At 59.3% G+C, this 17,500-nt stretch carries 19 protein-coding genes; all 19 read left to right on the plus strand.

Translation table 11 applies throughout. The annotated features are described in order from the left end of the window. The first annotated feature begins 185 nt into the window (after positions 1-185). The 19 genes from K1X12_RS11605 to K1X12_RS11695 all read left to right on the plus strand — a co-directional run bounded on the left by K1X12_RS11605 (position 186) and on the right by K1X12_RS11695 (position 17,499). Positions 186-560 (plus strand): NADH-quinone oxidoreductase subunit A, encoded by a 375-nt coding sequence (locus K1X12_RS11605; protein ID WP_220987740.1) that lies wholly within the window; start codon positions 186-188, stop codon positions 558-560. After that, the gene (locus tag K1X12_RS11610) at positions 560-1,132 is read left to right on the plus strand and encodes a NuoB/complex I 20 kDa subunit family protein (protein ID WP_255563938.1); all 573 of its coding nucleotides are present in this window, start codon (positions 560-562) and stop codon (positions 1,130-1,132) included. The genes K1X12_RS11605 and K1X12_RS11610 overlap by 1 nt, the downstream gene beginning before the upstream one ends. Positions 1,133-1,143: 11 nt before the next feature. After that, the gene (locus tag K1X12_RS11615; RefSeq protein ID WP_220988878.1) at positions 1,144-1,752 is read left to right on the plus strand and encodes an NADH-quinone oxidoreductase subunit C; all 609 of its coding nucleotides are present in this window, start codon (positions 1,144-1,146) and stop codon (positions 1,750-1,752) included. A 4-nt stretch (positions 1,753-1,756) separates the two neighbouring features. After that, a complete protein-coding gene (locus K1X12_RS11620) occupies positions 1,757-2,962 on the plus strand; it encodes an NADH-quinone oxidoreductase subunit D (RefSeq protein WP_220987741.1) in 1,206 nt (401 codons plus the stop codon). Continuing rightward, positions 2,959-3,300, plus strand: coding sequence for a nuclear transport factor 2 family protein (locus K1X12_RS11625; RefSeq protein WP_220987742.1), 342 nt, complete (start codon positions 2,959-2,961; stop codon positions 3,298-3,300). The genes K1X12_RS11620 and K1X12_RS11625 overlap by 4 nt, the downstream gene beginning before the upstream one ends. Then, positions 3,275-3,757 carry a VOC family protein gene (locus K1X12_RS11630; protein ID WP_369426111.1) on the plus strand — a complete coding sequence of 161 codons (483 nt, stop codon included), beginning with the start codon at positions 3,275-3,277 and terminating at the stop codon, positions 3,755-3,757. Before K1X12_RS11625 ends, K1X12_RS11630 begins: the two co-directional genes overlap by 26 nt. Further along, a complete protein-coding gene (gene nuoE / locus K1X12_RS11635; RefSeq protein ID WP_220987743.1) occupies positions 3,758-4,498 on the plus strand; it encodes an NADH-quinone oxidoreductase subunit NuoE in 741 nt (246 codons plus the stop codon). Positions 4,499-4,502: 4 nt separating this feature from the next. Then, positions 4,503-5,810 (plus strand): NADH-quinone oxidoreductase subunit NuoF, encoded by a 1,308-nt coding sequence (gene nuoF, locus K1X12_RS11640; protein ID WP_220987744.1) that lies wholly within the window; start codon positions 4,503-4,505, stop codon positions 5,808-5,810. Between the two features lie 15 nt (positions 5,811-5,825). Next, complete coding sequence (locus K1X12_RS11645) at positions 5,826-6,224, plus strand: hypothetical protein (protein WP_220987745.1); 399 nt, start codon at positions 5,826-5,828, stop codon at positions 6,222-6,224. A 6-nt stretch (positions 6,225-6,230) separates the two neighbouring features. Beyond that, positions 6,231-8,330, plus strand: a complete 2,100-nt coding sequence (gene nuoG, locus K1X12_RS11650; protein ID WP_220987746.1) for an NADH-quinone oxidoreductase subunit NuoG — start codon at positions 6,231-6,233, stop codon at positions 8,328-8,330. 9 nt (positions 8,331-8,339) lie between these two features. Next, a complete protein-coding gene (gene nuoH, locus K1X12_RS11655; RefSeq protein WP_220987747.1) occupies positions 8,340-9,434 on the plus strand; it encodes an NADH-quinone oxidoreductase subunit NuoH in 1,095 nt (364 codons plus the stop codon). Continuing rightward, the gene (gene nuoI, locus K1X12_RS11660) at positions 9,431-9,916 is read left to right on the plus strand and encodes an NADH-quinone oxidoreductase subunit NuoI (protein WP_220987748.1); all 486 of its coding nucleotides are present in this window, start codon (positions 9,431-9,433) and stop codon (positions 9,914-9,916) included. The genes nuoH and nuoI overlap by 4 nt, the downstream gene beginning before the upstream one ends. Positions 9,917-9,985: 69 nt before the next feature. Further along, positions 9,986-10,579: an NADH-quinone oxidoreductase subunit J gene (locus tag K1X12_RS11665; protein WP_220987749.1), complete on the plus strand. Its 594-nt coding sequence runs from the start codon at positions 9,986-9,988 to the stop codon at positions 10,577-10,579. A gap of 3 nt (positions 10,580-10,582) precedes the next feature. Beyond that, positions 10,583-10,891 (plus strand): NADH-quinone oxidoreductase subunit NuoK, encoded by a 309-nt coding sequence (gene nuoK / locus K1X12_RS11670; RefSeq protein WP_220987750.1) that lies wholly within the window; start codon positions 10,583-10,585, stop codon positions 10,889-10,891. Positions 10,892-10,898: 7 nt separating this feature from the next. Beyond that, positions 10,899-13,058, plus strand: a complete 2,160-nt coding sequence (gene nuoL, locus K1X12_RS11675) for an NADH-quinone oxidoreductase subunit L (protein WP_220987751.1) — start codon at positions 10,899-10,901, stop codon at positions 13,056-13,058. Next, the gene (locus K1X12_RS11680; protein WP_220987752.1) at positions 13,058-14,560 is read left to right on the plus strand and encodes an NADH-quinone oxidoreductase subunit M; all 1,503 of its coding nucleotides are present in this window, start codon (positions 13,058-13,060) and stop codon (positions 14,558-14,560) included. The genes nuoL and K1X12_RS11680 overlap by 1 nt, the downstream gene beginning before the upstream one ends. A 4-nt stretch (positions 14,561-14,564) precedes the next feature. Next, a complete protein-coding gene (nuoN, locus tag K1X12_RS11685) occupies positions 14,565-15,998 on the plus strand; it encodes an NADH-quinone oxidoreductase subunit NuoN (RefSeq protein ID WP_220987753.1) in 1,434 nt (477 codons plus the stop codon). Beyond that, complete coding sequence (locus K1X12_RS11690) at positions 15,995-16,729, plus strand: biotin--[acetyl-CoA-carboxylase] ligase (RefSeq protein ID WP_220987754.1); 735 nt, start codon at positions 15,995-15,997, stop codon at positions 16,727-16,729. The genes nuoN and K1X12_RS11690 overlap by 4 nt, the downstream gene beginning before the upstream one ends. Beyond that, positions 16,729-17,499: a type III pantothenate kinase gene (locus K1X12_RS11695; RefSeq protein WP_369426166.1), complete on the plus strand. Its 771-nt coding sequence runs from the start codon at positions 16,729-16,731 to the stop codon at positions 17,497-17,499. The genes K1X12_RS11690 and K1X12_RS11695 overlap by 1 nt, the downstream gene beginning before the upstream one ends. Position 17,500: the final 1 nt, after the last annotated feature.

Consider the following 17,500-nt stretch of genomic DNA (forward strand, 5'->3'; position numbering starts at 1 on the left):
TTGAGAATAGTTCGCAAATACAGGGTGTTTGCGCGTTTCCCGTGACCGACCGCCGCAGCAAGTGCCCGGTGAATTTGCGTTTCTGAGAGATATACTGTGAGGCGCTGCGATTACGGGTGTGCGTCAGTTGCGCCCGGCGGGAAACCGTCCTAATCGGGCGGCAACGCAATGGGAGCTATTGGACTATGACGGAAGTTGAACGGCTTGCCCTCGACTATCTGCCAGTCATCATTTTCCTGGTGATCGGCGCAGCGATTTCCGGTCTTTTCGTGATCGGGAACGTTCTTCTGGCGCCTTCCAAGCCGGACCCCGAGAAGAATTCAGCTTACGAGTGCGGTTTTCCCGCCTTCGACGATGCGCGCATGAAGTTCGACGTGCGCTTCTATCTCGTCGCCATCCTGTTCATCATTTTCGACCTTGAGGTCGCATTCCTGTTCCCGTGGGCGATCAGCCTTGGCGAGATCGGTGTGCTGGGCTTCTGGTCGATGGTCGTCTTCCTGGGCGTCCTGACCGTCGGCTTCATCTATGAGTGGCGCCGCGGCGCGCTGGAGTGGGAATAATGTCAGAGAATTCCTACAAGCCATATGCGCTTGGCGGCGCGCGGGCAGGGGTCGAAGGGGGCTTCAAGCCGGGTTCTGACGATCCATTCTACACCGGCCTGTCCGACCAGCTGGCCGACAAGGGCTACTTCACCGCTGCTGCTGACGATCTGATCACCTGGGCGCGCACCGGCTCATTGATGTGGATGACGTTCGGCCTGGCATGCTGCGCTGTTGAGATGATGCACGCAGGCAACCCGCGTTATGATCTTGAGCGTTTCGGCATGGCCCCGCGTGGGTCGCCGCGCCAGTCGGATGTGATGATCGTTGCCGGCACGCTCACCAACAAGATGGCGCCTGCGCTCCGCAAGGTCTACGACCAGATGCCGGAGCCGCGCTACGTCATCTCTATGGGCAGCTGCGCGAATGGCGGCGGCTACTACCATTACAGCTACAGCGTTGTGCGTGGCTGCGACCGTATTGTTCCTGTGGATATTTACATTCCGGGCTGCCCGCCGACCGCTGAGGCGCTCGTCTATGGCTTCCTGCAGCTGCAGAAGAAGATCCGCCGCGAAGGCTCGCTGGAGCGTTGATGGTGACGATGATGGACACTCAGGCACTTTCCGATCTGGCGGCACACATCGAAGGGCGCATGCCCGACGCGGTCCGCAGCTGGCATGTCAAAGTTGGCGAACTGACGCTTCTGGCGGAGCGGGACCATGTGCTCGCCCTGCTGCGTTTCCTGCGCGACGACCAGCAGTGCAACTTCGAAACCCTGATCGACATTTGCGGTGTCGACTATCCGGAGCGCTCAGAGCGTTTCGAGGTCGTCTACCACCTGTTGTCGATGCGCATGAACCACCGCATCCGCGTGCGCATCCGCACCGATGAGGAAACGGCTGTGCCGAGCGCCGTTCCGCTCTGGCCGGCGGCAAACTGGTTCGAGCGTGAGGCGTTCGACATGTACGGCATCCAGTTCGCAGACCACCCGGACCTGCGCCGCATCCTCACCGATTACGGCTTTGAGGGCTGGCCGCTCCGCAAGGACTTCCCGCTGACCGGGCATTACGAGGTTCGTTATGACGACCTCGAAAAGCGCGTGATCTACGAGCCGGTGAAGCTCGCTCAGGAATACCGCAATTTCGATTTCCTCTCGCCCTGGGAAGGCATGACCAGCGTCATCCCCGGCGACGAGAAGGCCAAGGAAGGCTGATCGGATGGCCGACACCGCACACATCACAGACATGGAAGACCGCAAGTTCACGCTGAACTTCGGGCCACAGCACCCGGCTGCCCACGGCGTGCTGCGTATGATCCTGGATCTCGACGGCGAGATCGTCACCCGCGTGGACAGCCATATCGGCCTCCTGCATCGCGGCACCGAAAAGCTGCTCGAATACAAGACATACCTTCAAGGCATGCCGTATTTCGACCGGCTCGATTACTGCTCGCCGATGAACCAGGAGCACGCCTGGTGCCTTGCTATCGAGAAGCTGCTCGGCGTGGAAGTGCCCCGCCGCGCCAGCCTCATCCGTGTGATGTATTCGGAAATCGGCCGGATCATGTCCCACCTCTTGAACGTCGGCACCGGCGTGATGGACGTTGGCGCCCTGACGCCGATCACCTGGTGCTTTGAAGAGCGCGAGAAACTTTGCGTGTTCTATGAGCGCGCTTCGGGCAGCCGCATGCACGCGGCCTATTTCCGTCCCGGCGGCGTCCACCAGGACCTGCCGCAGCGCCTGATCGACGACATTGCCGCCTGGTGCGAGCAGTTCCCGGCAGCGCTGGACCAGATCGAAGGCCTTGTCACCGAGAACCGCATCTTCAAGCAGCGCAACGTCGATATCGGTATCGTCGACATGCGCACCATCCTCGACTGGGGTTTCTCCGGTGTGATGGTGCGCGGCTCGGGCCATGCCTGGGACCTGCGCCGCTCGCAGCCCTACGAGTGCTACAGCGAACTCGACTTCAAGATCCCGGTGGGCAAGCACGGCGACAATTACGATCGCTATGTCTGCCGCATGGAAGAGATGCGCGAGTCCACCAAGATCATCCTGCAATGTATCGATCTGATGGCGAAGGATGGCCCTGGGCCGGTCCTGCTGGCGGGCTCCAAACTGTCGCCGCCGCGCCGCGGCGAAATGAAAAACTCGATGGAAGCGCTGATCCATCACTTCAAACTGTATACGGAAGGTTTCCACGTTCCGGAAGGCGAGTGCTACGCCGCTGTCGAGGCGCCCAAGGGTGAGTTCGGCGTCTATCTCGTGGCAGACGGCACGAACCGTCCTTATCGCGCCAAGATCCGCGCGCCGGGCTATCCGCACCTTCAGGCGATGGACCACCTGTGCAAGGGCTATCAGCTGGCGGACGTGTCCGCCGTTCTGGGTACGCTCGACATCGTGTTCGGGGAGATCGACCGGTGAGTGCGTCTTCCGAGCTGATCCAGCGCCAGCTGGACGCCTATAACAGCCAGAATATGGAAGCCTTCCTGGCTTGCTACGCCGAGGACGCAGAGCTTGCATCCCTCAATGGCGGCGTGAACCAGAAGGGCCTAGACGCCATCCGCAAGCGCCATGAGGAGCTGTTCTTCCAGTTCCCGAAAAACCGCGCAAAGCTCGTCAACCGCATCGATCTCGGCGCCACCGTGATCGACCACGAAGCGGTCGAACGCTCTCCGGGCGGCGAACAGTTCCAGGTTGCCGCGATCTACACGATCCGCGATGGCAAGATTGCCCGTGTCGATTTTGCGAGGGCTGGTTGATCTGATGGCGACCTTTCCGGAACAGCGTGTATCGGTCATCACCGTCGGGGTCAGCGACCTTGACGGCATGATCCGTTTTTGCACGGATGTTCTGGGCTTTGAGGATCGCGGCGTGAAGGGCGAAGTTGCCTTCTTCAATGCCGGCGGTCTCGTTCTCGGTCTCTGGGGTGAGGCGAAGCTGGCGGCCGACGCCGGCGTCGCGGCAGACCGCAAGGGCGCCTTCAAAGGCTTTGCCCTGGCATACAATGCGCGGTCTGCTGATGAAGTGGACGAGATTTTCGGACGGCTGGCGCGTTCTGGCGCGCAGATTTCCAAGCCGCCGCACAAGACTTACTGGGGCGGATATTCCGGTTATTTCTCAGACCCCGAGGGGAACGCCTGGGAAGTGGCTCACAATCCGTTCTGGCCAATTGACGAAGCGGGCCGTGTCAACGTTCCGCTTGCGAAGGAGCAGTAGATGGCATTGCGCCGGTTTGACATTGAGGCGGGTGGCGACAGCTTCTCCTTCAAGCCTGAGACAGAAGACAAGATCGCGTTCTGGCGGGCGAAATACCCGGCGGACAAGCAGCGGTCTGCCGTCATTCCGATGCTCTGGCTCGCCCAGAAAGACAACAATGGCTGGTTGTCCGAGCCTGCGATGCGCGAAGTCGCAGACCGTCTCGAGATGCCTTACATCCGCGTGTATGAGGTCGCGACCTTCTACACGATGTTCCGTCTGCAGCCGGTCGGCAAATACCATGTCCAGCTTTGCGGCACGACACCTTGCCAGCTGCGCGGCGCGGACGACCTCAAAGAGGTCTGCAAACGCGAAATCGGCAAGCAGATGTATGTCACTGATGACAAACGCCTTTCCTGGGAAGAGGTGGAATGTCTCGGCGCCTGCGTGAATGCGCCGATGGTTCAGATTAACGACGACTACTACGAAGACCTGACGCCGGACTCTCTGGCCCAGATCCTCGGCAAGCTGAAGAATGGCGTAGAAGTGGCGCCCGGTCCGCAGATTGACCGCGTGAACAGCGCGCCGGAAGGCGGCAACAAAACGCTGACCGAGGCGGCCCTGTTCGATGGCAGCCGCAACGCGATCACGGCTCTGCCGAACCTGCCGGCGCCTGCTGCTGAGGCGCCTGCTGCCGCAAAGGCCACGCTGATCGACAATACAAAATCCGATGCGCCCGGCGCCAAGGACAACAAGGACTAAGGCCATGTTGCAGGACAAAGACCGCATCTTCACGAACCTTTACGGCCTGCATTCTCCGGGGCTGGAAGCTGCGAAACAGCGCGGCGCCTGGCATCTGACGCGTGAAATGCTGGCCATGGGGCCTGATTGGATCTGCGACCAGATCAAGGCGTCTGGCCTGCGCGGCCGCGGTGGCGCTGGCTTCCCGACGGGCCTGAAGTGGACCTTCATGCCCAAGGAAGTACGTGACCGTCCGCACTACCTCGTCGTCAATGCCGACGAGTCCGAGCCGGGTACGTGTAAGGACCGCGAAATCCTTCGCCATGATCCGCATCTGCTGATCGAAGGCTGCATGGTGGCCAGCCGCGCAATGCGCGCCCACAAGTGCTACGTCTATCTTCGCGGCGAATACATCAACGAGCGCCATGCGCTCGAAAAGGCCGTGAAGGAAGCCTACGAGGCCAAGCTCATCGGCAAGGACAATGTGAATGGGTGGGATTTCGATCTCTATGTTCACCACGGCGCCGGCGCATACATCTGCGGCGAAGAAACCGCGCTGCTCGAAAGCCTTGAGGGCAAGAAAGGGCAGCCGCGCCTGAAGCCGCCATTCCCGGCCAATGCCGGCCTCTATGGCTGCCCGACCACCGTGAACAACGTCGAGTCGATCGCCGTTGCGCCGACCATCCTGCGTCGTGGCGCCGAGTGGTTCGCTGGCTTCGGTCGTCCGAACAATTCGGGCACCAAGCTGTTCTGCGTGTCGGGTCACGTCAACAAGCCGTGCAACGTTGAAGAAGAGATGTCGATCACCTTCCGTGATCTGATCGAAACGCATTGCGGTGGCATCCGTGGCGGTTGGGATAACCTGAAAGCGGTTATCCCTGGTGGTTCGTCGGTTCCGATGGTTCCGGCCGAGCAGATCATGGACGCCTATATGGATTTCGACACGCTGCGTGATCTGAAATCCGGTCTTGGTACGGCGGCTGTGATTGTCATGGACAAGCAGACCGACCTTATTCGCGCGATTGCCCGTCTGGCTTACTTCTACAAACATGAAAGCTGCGGCCAGTGCACGCCGTGCCGCGAAGGCACCGGCTGGATGTGGCGCGTGCTGGAGCGTATGGCGCGCGGCGAAGCCGAGCATGATGAAATCGATACGCTTCTGGATGTGACGAAGCAGGTGGAAGGCCACACGATCTGCGCGCTGGGCGACGCTGCTGCCTGGCCGATTCAGGGCCTTATCCGTCACTTCCGCCATGAAATCGAAGACCGCATCACCCAGTACCGTCTGCCGCGCGCGATGGTGCAGGGCGCAGTCGTGACCGCAGCTGAGTAAGGGCAGGGAAGCTTAGTGAGCCTCACTCGTGCCATCCTGATCGTGTCGTGGTGCCTCTCGCTGGCTACCATTCACGGCGCTGTGGCGGCGGTACTCACCTATTTCCTGCCACGCAATGGTGGCGTCGAAGAAAATCAGCGCGTCTATGTGATGATCGCCGCTGGCGCATCGCTACTGACGGCGGTTCTGGCGCTGGTCGCGATTGTCTATGTCAAGGCGCTCTGGGCCATCATGGTGATGAGTTTCGTCAGCGCCGCTGTCTTTCTCTTCGGCATGGTCTCTTATGCCGTGCCGTTTAATTTGCTGGTCGTCGGTGTGCTGATCGCCCAGTTCCTGTTCTCCCGCTTCGCCATTGGCCTCAACGCCATCGATAATCCTGGCAAGCCTCGCATTCATCCTTCCGAAGAGTTCTGAAGTCCCATGTCCGACACATTCAAACTGAACATCGACGGCCAGGAAATCGACGTGCCTAAGCACTACACGCTGATGCAGGCGTGTGAGGAAGCTGGCGCCGAGATCCCGCGCTTCTGTTATCACGAACGTCTCTCGGTCGCGGGCAACTGCCGCATGTGCCTCGTCGAGTGGGAAGGCGCGCCCAAGCCGATCGCCTCCTGCGCGCAGATCGTTGGCGATATGCGCCCTAACCGTGATGGCTCTGCGCCGAACGTCCGCACCAAGGGCGCCTATATCGAGAAGGCCCGCAATGGGGTGATGGAGTTCCTGCTCATCAACCACCCGCTGGACTGCCCGATCTGCGATCAGGGCGGGGAGTGCGACCTTCAGGACCAGGCCGTTGCCTATGGCCGTTCGACCTCGCGCTATGATGAAAACAAGCGCGCCGTCGAAGACAAATATATGGGCCCGCTGGTCAAGACGATCATGACGCGCTGCATTCAGTGCACGCGCTGCGTCCGCTTCGCCGCCGAAGTGGCCGGTGTGGAAGAGATGGGCATGATCAGCCGCGGCGAGAATGCCGAGATCACCACCTATCTCGAAAAGTCGCTCACCTCGGAACTCTCCGGCAACGTCATCGACCTTTGCCCGGTCGGCGCACTCACCTCGAAGCCCTACGCCTTCAACGCGCGCCCCTGGGAGCTGCGCAAGACCTCCTCGATCGACGTGATGGACGCGCTCGGTGCATCGATCCGCATCGATGCCAAGGGCGATGCGGTCATGCGTATCATGCCGGAGCTGAACGAAGAGGTGAACGAGGAGTGGCTGTCTGACAAGTCTCGCTTCGTCTGGGACGGCCTTGCCCGCCAGCGCCTCGACAAGCCCTACATCCGTGAGAACGGCAAACTCCGCGCGGCCACCTGGGGCGAGGCGTTCGAGGCGGTCAAGGCCGCGCTTGCCGTTGGCGCCGACAAGACCGGCGTTGTCGCGGGCGACCTGATTGAAGTTGAACAGGCCAAGGCCGCGCTCGATTTCTTCCGCGCCCTCGGCGTGAAGAATACGGACTGCCGCCCCGCCGGCGCCGAATACGGCACCTCTGGCGTGCGTGAGCAATACATCCTCAACCCGACCCTGATGGGCGTTGAGGAAGCGGATGCGCTGCTCCTGATCGGCGCCAATCCGCGTGTTGAGGCTGCCGTCTGGAATGCCCGTATCCGCAAGTCCTGGCTCTGGGGCGATCTGAAGGTTGGTATGATCGGCGAAGCCGCAGACCTCACCTATGAGTATGCCCATCTCGGCACGAGCGCGGCAGACCTCGACAAGCTTGCCTCGACCGACTTCTACAAAGTTCTGAAAGATGCCAAGCGCCCGATGATCGTGATCGGCGAAAGTGCGCTTTGTGGCCCCGGAAGTGCCGAATTGTACGCAAAAGTACACAAACTGGCACAAGATGTATCCGCTGTGGTCGAAAACTGGGCCGGATTGGGCGTCCTTCACACGGCTGCTGGCCGCGTCGGCGCGCTCGATGTCGGGTTCGTTCCTGCAGAGGGTGGCCTGGCAACGGCTGGTATTCTCGGGGGCGACCTTTCCACAGTCTTCCTCCTCGGCGCTGATGAGGTTGATCTGTCAAAGCTCGGAAATTCCACGGTTATTTATGTCGGCTCGCATGGCGATGCCGGTGCCAGCCGGGCAGACATCGTTCTCCCGAGCGCCGCATACACCGAAATGACTGCAACCTATGTAAATACCGAAGGCCGGGTCCAGATGACCAGCCGCGCCGTCCAGCCCAAGGGTGAGGCACGCGAAGGCTGGGCAATTTTCCGCGCACTTTCAGGTGTTTGCGGTAAGGCGCTTCCGTACGACACGGCCGATCAGCTCCGGGCTGCCCTGCGCGGCAAAGAAGGTGAAAACACCGTCTTCTCCGGTCGCGGATATGCCCCCGGCGCGCGCGGTGTTGCCGCTCTCTCTCAAGCGGTTTCCGGAGGCTCTGGTGCGCTCAGCGACACGCCGTTCGCGAGCCCGGTTGTGGATTTCTACCTGACGAACCCGGTTGCGCGGGCATCGAAGACAATGGCCGAGTGTTCTGCGCTGGCAAGCCGCCTAGACACTCCGGTAGCAGCGGAGTAGGGCGGCGCCATGAGCAATGCGATCGAGTCTCTTGGTAGCCTCTGGGGGCCGCTGCTGGTGCTGGGCCAAATTGGCCTGTTCACTCTTGTTCTGCTGCTGTCGATTGCCTTCCTACTGCTTCTCGACCGGAAGGTCTGGGCAGGCGTGATGATGCGCAAAGGGCCAAACGTTGTCGGGCCCTTTGGTCTGCTTCAATCCTTTGCGGACTTTGGGAAGTTTCTCCTGAAGGAGATCGTCATTCCGGCGGGCGCCAACAAAGTTGTGTTCCTGATGGCGCCGATCCTAACCTGTACGCTGGCCTTTGTTGCCTGGACGGCAATTCCGGTCGCGCCAGGTACCGAGACTGGCACCAGCTGGGTCATTTCGAACCTCAATGTTGGCATCCTCTACTTGTTCGCCATCTCATCGCTTGGCGTTTACGGTATCATCATGGGTGGTTGGGCTTCGAACTCGAAGTATCCGTTCCTTGGCGCGCTTCGCTCCGCTGCGCAGATGGTGTCCTATGAGGTGTCCATCGGCCTGATCATCATCACGGTCATCTTGCTCGTTGGTTCCATGAACCTCACCAGCATCGTGAACAACCAGGATGGCGGTATCCAGAACTGGCACGTTTTCAGCTTCCAGTATTTCCCGCTGATCTTCGTGATGGTGCCGATGTTCGTGATGTTCTTCGTCTCGGCCTTGGCTGAAACAAACCGCCCGCCATTCGACCTTCCGGAAGCGGAATCGGAACTGGTCGCCGGTTACCAGGTGGAGTACGGCTCCACGCCATACCTGCTGTTCATGCTCGGAGAGTACCTCAACATTGTGCTGATGTGCGCGATGATGACGATCCTGTTCCTTGGCGGATGGCATGGCCCGATCGCTCTGGGCCCCGAGCTGACGGCAAATCTGCCGCCGCTCCTCATCAGCCTTGCTGGTCTCTTCTGGTTCATGGCGAAGGTACTGTTCTGCTTCATCCTGTTCGCAATGGTGAAGGCGATCGTGCCGCGTTACCGGTATGACCAGCTGATGCGCCTGGGCTGGAAAATCTTCCTGCCGACTTCGCTGGTCGCGGTTGTTGTTGTTGCAGGTTATGTGACTTTCGTTGGAGGTCTCTCATGAGCCTTGGACAGACTCTCCGGGGCGCTCTGCTCACGGACTTCATGGGCGCTTTCTGGATTGCCACGCGGGAAATGTTCCGGCGCAAGGCGACTGTGAACTATCCTTTCGAGAAAAACCCGCTGTCACCGCGCTTCCGCGGCGAACACGCGCTGCGCCGGTATCCGAGCGGCGAAGAGCGCTGCATCGCCTGTAAGCTTTGCGAAGCCATTTGCCCGGCTCAGGCAATCACGATTGAGGCCGAGCCACGCGAAGATGGAGCGCGCCGCACGACGCGTTATGACATCGACATGGTGAAGTGCATCTATTGCGGCTTCTGTCAGGAAGCCTGCCCGGTGGATGCCATCGTCGAAGGGCCGAACTTCGAGTTCGCAACAGAAACACGTGAGGAGCTGTTCTACGACAAGGAACGGCTGCTTTCGAATGGCGATCGCTGGGAACGGTTGATTGCCAAGAATCTTGAGTTGGATGCGCCGTACCGCTGAGGTTGGCGTCGGGTTGAAACAGCGCCGGTCGATTGAGCCGGCATAGTATCAGGAAGGGGCGGACAAGCCGTGGCGTTGATCGCTTTCTCTTTGATTGCAGCGGTTGTTGTGCTGTCGGCGATGTTTGTCATCGCGGCGCGTAACCCGGTGCATTCGGTTCTCTGGCTGATTTTGACCTTCTTCTCTGCCGCAGGACTACTCGTCCTGATTGGGGCGGAGTTCCTGGCGATGCTGCTGGTGGTCGTTTATGTCGGCGCTGTTGCGGTGCTCTTCCTTTTCGTCGTGATGATGCTCGATGTTGATTTCGTCGAGTTGAAGCAAGGCACGCTTCAATACTGGCCTATCGCATTGGTTGTGGGGGTCATTTTGCTGGCGGAGCTGGTGCTTGTGTCGGTTTCTGGCGCGGCCTTGCCGACAGGCGAGATGAATGCGTCGCCAAATGCGGCGACCAACGCGGAAGCCATCGGCCTCGTTATGTATACGGACTATCTGTTGCTGTTCCAGCTTGCTGGCGTAGTCCTGCTGGTCGCCATGGTCGGCGCAATCGTCCTGACCTTGCGCCACAAGCCGCACATCAAGCGGCAAAATGTTGCGAAGCAAACCGGCCGCCGCCGCGGTGACGCTGTTGAGCTTAAAGACCCGACACCAGGGCAGGGGATCTGACCGATGGAACTCGGACTCGCGCACTATCTCATCGTTTCGGCCGCGCTTTTCACGATTGGTGTCGTCGGCATCTTTGTGAACCGCAAGAACATCATCGTCATTCTTATGGCGGTCGAGCTGATCCTGCTGTCTGTGAACATCAACCTGGTCGCGTTCTCTGTGTTCAGCGGAACAATCCAGGGCCAGATCTTCGCAATGCTTGTGCTCACGGTGGCCGCCGCCGAAGCGGCCGTGGGCCTTGCCATTCTCGTCGTCTATTTCCGGAACCGGCGCGACATCTCGGTTGAGAATGTCGACCTTATGAAGGGCTGATAAGGGTATGCTTCCTGATAGCCTTCTCCTTTTTATCGTACTCGCACCCGGCGTGGCCGCTCTGTTCGGCCTGTTTCACAAGGTGATCGGCGACAGGCCGGTGATGTATGTGACGACGGGCACGGTGCTGACTGCTGGCGCTTTGTCGCTCTATCAGCTCTTCGCCTATGTTGCGGGCCTTGGTCATTCCGGTGGTCACGACGCACATGCGGCGCTGGATGCTTATCTCACTGCAGGCGCTGTGCACGGAACAGAGCCACTGAAGCAGCACATCATTACGCTGATGCCGTGGATCCAAGTGGGTGACTTCCAGGCAAACTGGGCAATCCGCGTCGACGCGCTCTCCATCGTTATGATGGCGGTGATCACTGGCGTGTCCGGCCTCGTGCACCTCTATTCCTGGGGCTATATGAGCGAAGAGCCGCACAAGTCGCGCTTCTTTGCCTATCTGTCGCTCTTTACCTTCATGATGCTCATGCTGGTGGTTGCTGACAACTTCATCCAGCTGTTCTTCGGCTGGGAAGGCGTAGGCCTCGCTTCGTATCTTCTGATTGGCTTCTGGTACACCAAGAAGGCGCCGAACGACGCCTCGATCAAAGCCTTCGTGACCAACCGCGTTGGCGACTTCGGTCTCGCGCTGGGCATCATGGCCGTCTTCTTCGTATTCGGCAGCGTTGAGTTTGGCCCTGTCCTGGATGCGATCCGCAACAATGCTGTTGTGACGCCGGCTGCATTCGCAGAAGCAGCGCCAGCCCGTGAGGTTGTCATCGAATTCCTCGGCCACCGTGTTTACGCGCTGGAGCTGATCGGCATTCTTCTGTTCATCGGCGCAATGGGCAAATCGGCTCAGTTCTTCCTGCACGTCTGGCTGCCAGACGCGATGGAGGGCCCGACACCAGTCTCGGCGCTTATCCACGCGGCGACGATGGTCACGGCGGGTGTTTACCTCGTCTGCCTCGTGTCGCCGATCTACGAATACACCTTCTACGCCGCAGGTATGATCACCATCGTTGGCGCGGTGACGGCGCTCTATGCGGCGACTGTCGGAATGGCGCAGAACGACATCAAGCGGGTCATCGCATATTCGACCTGTTCGCAGCTGGGCTACATGTTCTTCGCCGCGGGCGTCGGCGCCTATGAAGCGGCAATGTTCCACCTCTTCACACACGCCTTCTTCAAGGCGCTCCTGTTCCTTGGCGCAGGCTCCGTGATCCACGGAATGCACCATGAGCAGGACATGCGCCGGATGGGCGGCCTCGCGAAGTTCATGCCGCTGACTTACGCAGCGATGATGATCGGGACGATTGCCATCATCGGTCTCGGCATTCCGCACACCAAGCTCGGCTTCTCCGGCTTCTTCTCGAAAGATGCGATTCTGGAGAGCACGTTTGCGGGTGGCGCGTCGGCTGTAATGTTCGGCCAGATGGCATTCTGGTTCGGCCTTCTCGCGGCCTTCCTGACGAGCTTCTACTCCTGGCGTCTGATCTACATGACGTTCCATGGCCCGATGGCGTCGCATGATGACCACGCAGAACACGGTCATGACCATGCGCACGCTGACGATCATGCGCATGACGACCACCACGGCCATGATCATACACCCCATGAAAGCCCGGTCGTGATGTTGATCCCGCTGGGGCTGCTCAGCCTTGGGGCAATGTTTGCCGGCTTCTATTTCTACGACGCATTTGTCGAGACGAACAACGAAGCGTTCTGGGCGGGGGCGATTTATCGCGCGGCTGAGAACCATGTTCTCCATGATCGCCACAATGTGCCAGAGTGGGTGCTCTGGGCGCCGCTGGTTGTCACCATCGCTGGCTTCCTGCTGGCGACGATGACGTACTTCTTCAATCGGGGCGTCGGCGCACGCGTCGCGGCCAGCGGTGGACCGCTGCACGCCCTGTTCTCAAACAAATGGTATTTCGACGAGATCTATCAGGCCACGCTGGTCCGCGGGTCCGCCTTCCTTGGAAACATCTTCTGGAAGGCTGACAAGAAGATCATCGATGGCGTTGGGCCTGATGGTGTTGCCTGGCTGACCGGCTTCAGCGCGCGCCGTCTCGCGAAACTCCACACGGGTTATCTGTATCACTATGCCTTCGTGATCATTGGGGCCGCCATCGTCTTTGGCGCGATCCTGTGGCTGCGGGCTGGAGGGGCCAACTGATGGGCGGTTTCCCCATTCTTACTGCGATGACTTTCCTGCCATTGGTGGGGGCAGCGCTTATTCTTCTCGTGCGGGCGGCAACGGCAGGCAGCCGGGGCGCAGCGGATGAAGGCCGGCAAAACCGCGCCATTCTTCTGGCATCGCTGATCATCTCCGCAGCGACATTTGTTCTGTCGGTGGCGGCGTTCCTGTCGTTCGACAAAGCGCAGGCAGGCTATCAGCTTGTCGAGCACTACGCTTGGTATGGCCCGATCAGCTACAAGCTGGGCGTCGATGGCCTCTCCATGACGCTCATCCTGCTGACGACGTTCCTGACGCCGATCTGTCTTCTGGCCAGCTGGAATTCGATCGACAAGCGCGTGACGGAGTATGTCGTCGCGTTCCTGGTCCTCGAAACCTTCATGATCGGCGTCTTCACTGCGCTGGATCTGGTGCTGTTCTACATCTTCTTTGAAGCTGGCCTTATCCCGATGTTCCTCATCATCGGTATCTGGGGCGGCAAGGACCGGATTTACGCGTCTTACAAGTTCTTCCTGTACACGCTGATCGGCTCTCTTCTGCTGCTCGTTGCCGCGATCTACATGATCTCATCGGCAGGCTCGGCAGACTTCGAAGTGTTGGAGCAGTACGCGTTCGATCCGTCTGTGCAGACGTGGCTATGGCTGGCGTTTCTTGCGTCTTTTGCTGTGAAGCTGCCGATGTGGCCGGTTCACACCTGGCTTCCAGATGCGCACGTTCAGGCTCCAACGGCAGGTTCCGTTGTGCTGGCAGGTGTCCTGCTGAAGATGGGCGGCTACGGCATGCTGCGTTTCTCGCTGCCGATGTTCCCTGATGCGAGCGCGTTCTTCCAGCCAATGATGTTTGCCCTGGCTATCATTGCAATCGTCTACACGTCGCTCGTTGCATGGCGCCAAACGGACATGAAAAAGCTCATCGCCTATTCTTCCGTCGCGCACATGGGCTTCGTCACGCTGGGTATCTTCGCGTTCAACGAAACGGGTATCCAGGGCGCCATCTTCCAGATGCTCAGCCACGGCCTGATTTCTGGCGCGCTCTTCCTCATCGTCGGCGTCGTTTACGACCGGATGCACACGCGCGATATCGCCGCGTATGGTGGCCTCGTGAACAAGATGCCGATCTACGCCGGCTTCTTCATGCTGTTTACGATGGCAAACGTAGGCCTGCCCGGGACCAGCGGGTTTATCGGTGAGATCCTCACCATGGTCGGCAGCTTCCAGGCTGCGACTTGGGCCGCTGTTGGCGCAGCGCTCGGCGTGATCTTCTCGGCCGTCTACATGCTGACGCTTTATCGTCGGACGGTGTTTGGTGAAGTCACCAACCCCAAACTTGCCGACATCAAAGATATGAACCGGATTGAATGGATCTGCATCGCGCCTCTGGCCGCGCTGACCATACTCTTCGGTGTTGCCCCGAACCTAATCTTCGCCGTTACCGGCGGTGCCACGGAGCGCATTATCGCGCTCATGGCGGGAGGCCAGTAAGCGAATGTTCGATACTCAATCCGTCGTTCAGGCCCTTGCTCCGGAGCTGTGGCTCGCGGCTGCGGCCCTTGTGCTGGTACTCGCCGGCGCAATTATCGGTGAGCGGTTCAACAGCCTCTCATACAAAGTCTGTACAGCAGTTCTGTTTGCAGCAGCCGCGCTCTCGGCGCTTCATCTGCAGGGTGGGGAAGCCTTCAACGGCCTGGTTAAAACGACGACCTTCACGAACTTCACCAAGGTGATCAGCTATACATTGGCGGCAGTCGCGGTCTTCCTCTCGGAAGGGTTCCTGAAGCGACACGAAATCAGCCGGTATGAATACCCGCTCTTGATGGTCCTTGCTTCGCTAGGCATGGGGATCATCCTGTCGGCCAACGACCTGATGACGCTCTATATGGGTATCGAAACGCTCAGCCTGTCGTCCTACGTGCTGGCTGCCTTCCATCGCGACTCCGCGCGGTCTTCGGAAGCGGGCCTGAAGTATTTCGTTCTTGGCGCGCTGGCTTCCGGCATCCTGCTCTACGGCGCATCGCTGGTTTATGGCTTCACGGGCACGACTTCGTTCAATGGTCTTACAGAAGCAGGCGAGTCTGTAGGCGCTATGTTCGGCATGGTGTTGATGATAGTTGGCCTGGCATTCAAAGTTTCCGCAGCGCCGATGCACGTCTGGACGCCTGACGTTTACGAAGGCGCACCGACACCGGTTGTCGCGTTCTTCTCTTCCGCGCCGAAGTTCGCTTCGCTCGTGGTCTTCGCAAATGTGATGTTCACACTTTTCGGTAGCGTCATTGACCAGTGGCAACTGATCATTGCGATCATCGCGGGCCTTTCCATGATCGTCGGCTCGCTTGGTGGTCTTACTCAGAACAACCTGAAGCGCCTGCTGGCCTATTCGTCGATCGCCAACGTCGGTTATGCCCTCGTCGCTGTCGCTGCGGGGCAGGCTCTTGGTGCACCGGCTTTGCTGACATTCTCGACAATTTATGTGGTGTCATCTTTGGGGCTGTTCGCCGGAGTGCTGGCGATGCGCCGCCGTGGCGGCATGGTTGAGAGCATTCAGGAGCTCGGCGGTCTCGCCCGCCGTCAGCCAATCTTCGCGATCGCGATGACGATGTTGGTGCTTTCTGTTGCGGGCTTGCCGCCCTTTGGTGGGTTTTTCGGAAAGTACGAAATTCTGCGTGCGGGCGTCGACGCAGGTTTGATCCCGTTGACGATCGTGTTGGTGCTCGCATCTGTCGTGTCGCTGGGATATTATCTGCGTCTTATCAAGGTGATGTGGTTCGACGAGCCTAAGGAAGCGTTTGAACGCGTCGATGTGACAGTGCTTGGCACGGTCATCGCCTGTGCGGTTATCGCGGGTATCGTGTTCATGGTCTTCATTGGCGAGTTGGGCGCAGGTGGCTGGGCGAGCTATGCGGCAGCAGGTCTCAACCCTTGAGCGCCAACTGGCCCGTAGTCCGGTTCAGCGAGATTGACAGCACGAATTCGGAAGCCAAGCGTCGGGCGGCTGCCGGCGGGTTTCAGGATCATTGGATCGTCGCGGATACGCAGACTGCCGGCCGAGGCAGGCAGGATCGTGTCTGGTCGTCGCCTGTCGGCAATATATTCACCACGGCGCTGTTTTCTGAAGCCGGCGGCATCAATGTCGCGCTTCGTGTTCCGTTCTCTGCAGCGCTTGCAGTAGTCGATACTGTCCGCACCTATGCGCCGGATGCGGCTGCGCGGGTGAAGTGGCCAAATGATGTGCGCATTCACCAACAGAAGATTTCAGGCATCCTGGTCGAGACCGGTGGATCAGGACGCGATTTTTGGGTCGCGGCTGGTATCGGAATAAATGTCGCTTATGCGCCAGAGAATGTTGGACAAGGCGCCACCTGCCTCAATCAGCTCAGTGGGCGCGCTTTGGATTTCGGCGCCGTACTCAGCACCTTTCATATGGCATTCGAACAGCGGTTGGCGCAGGCTCGCTTGGGTTTTGATAGCCTGCGGCAGGATTGGCTAAGCGTCGCAGAAGGCAGGGGCCAAGAGGTCTCTGTTCGAGTTGGTGAGCAGTATGTTCAGGGCCAATTCGAAGACCTTGAGGCGGATGGGGCCCTTCGACTGCGGTTGCCCGATGGCAGCGCGCGCATCATAAGAGCGGGCGAAGTAAATCTGATCGGGCAGTCCTAATCATGCTTTTGGCCATCGACGTCGGCAACACCAATACGGTTTTCGCCCTTCATGATGGAGAAAGCTGGGTCAATCAGTGGCGGAGCGCTACGGATTCAACCAAGACTGCAGATGATCACGCCTCCTGGCTCTGGCGCCTGGCAGATATGTATGGCGTGGACCTTAGCCGGGTTGAGGGATGCGTCGTTTCTTCCGTGGTTCCACATGCACAGTTTAACTTCCGGAACCTTGCACGCCGTTACCTGAACGTTGAGCCGATGTTTATCGGAGAACCGGGATTAAAGACTGGGATGAACGTTCGCGTTCGTCACCCCGAGCAGGTTGGGGCAGACAGGATCGTCAGCGCATTGGGCGCGCATGTCGCCTACCCAGGTGACCTCATCGTTATAGACAGTGGCACTGCGACGACATTCGATATTGTTGCTGCCGATGGTGCTTTTGACGGTGGGATCATTTGCCCTGGCATCTACCTATCCATGAAGGCGTTGCATGAAGCGGCGGCTCAGCTGCCGCGTATTGCAATTCAAAAGCCGCCGCAGGTGATAGGCAAGGATACAGTGTCTGCAATGCAATCTGGTGTGTTTCTGGGCTATGTCGAACTGATTGATGGGCTGGTTCGTCGGATCAAAGCGGAGTGGGGTAGTCCGATGACTGTTGTTGCGACCGGCGGTGTCGCGTCGCTCTTCGAGGGCGCCAGCGATACGATTGACCACTACGATCAGGATATCCTGATCCGCGGCCTGCTTGAAATTTGGATACGGAACCGTTGAG

Origin of the sequence: Hyphomonas sediminis (genome assembly GCF_019679475.1) — a bacterium.
GTDB lineage: Bacteria > Pseudomonadota > Alphaproteobacteria > Caulobacterales > Hyphomonadaceae > Hyphomonas > Hyphomonas sediminis.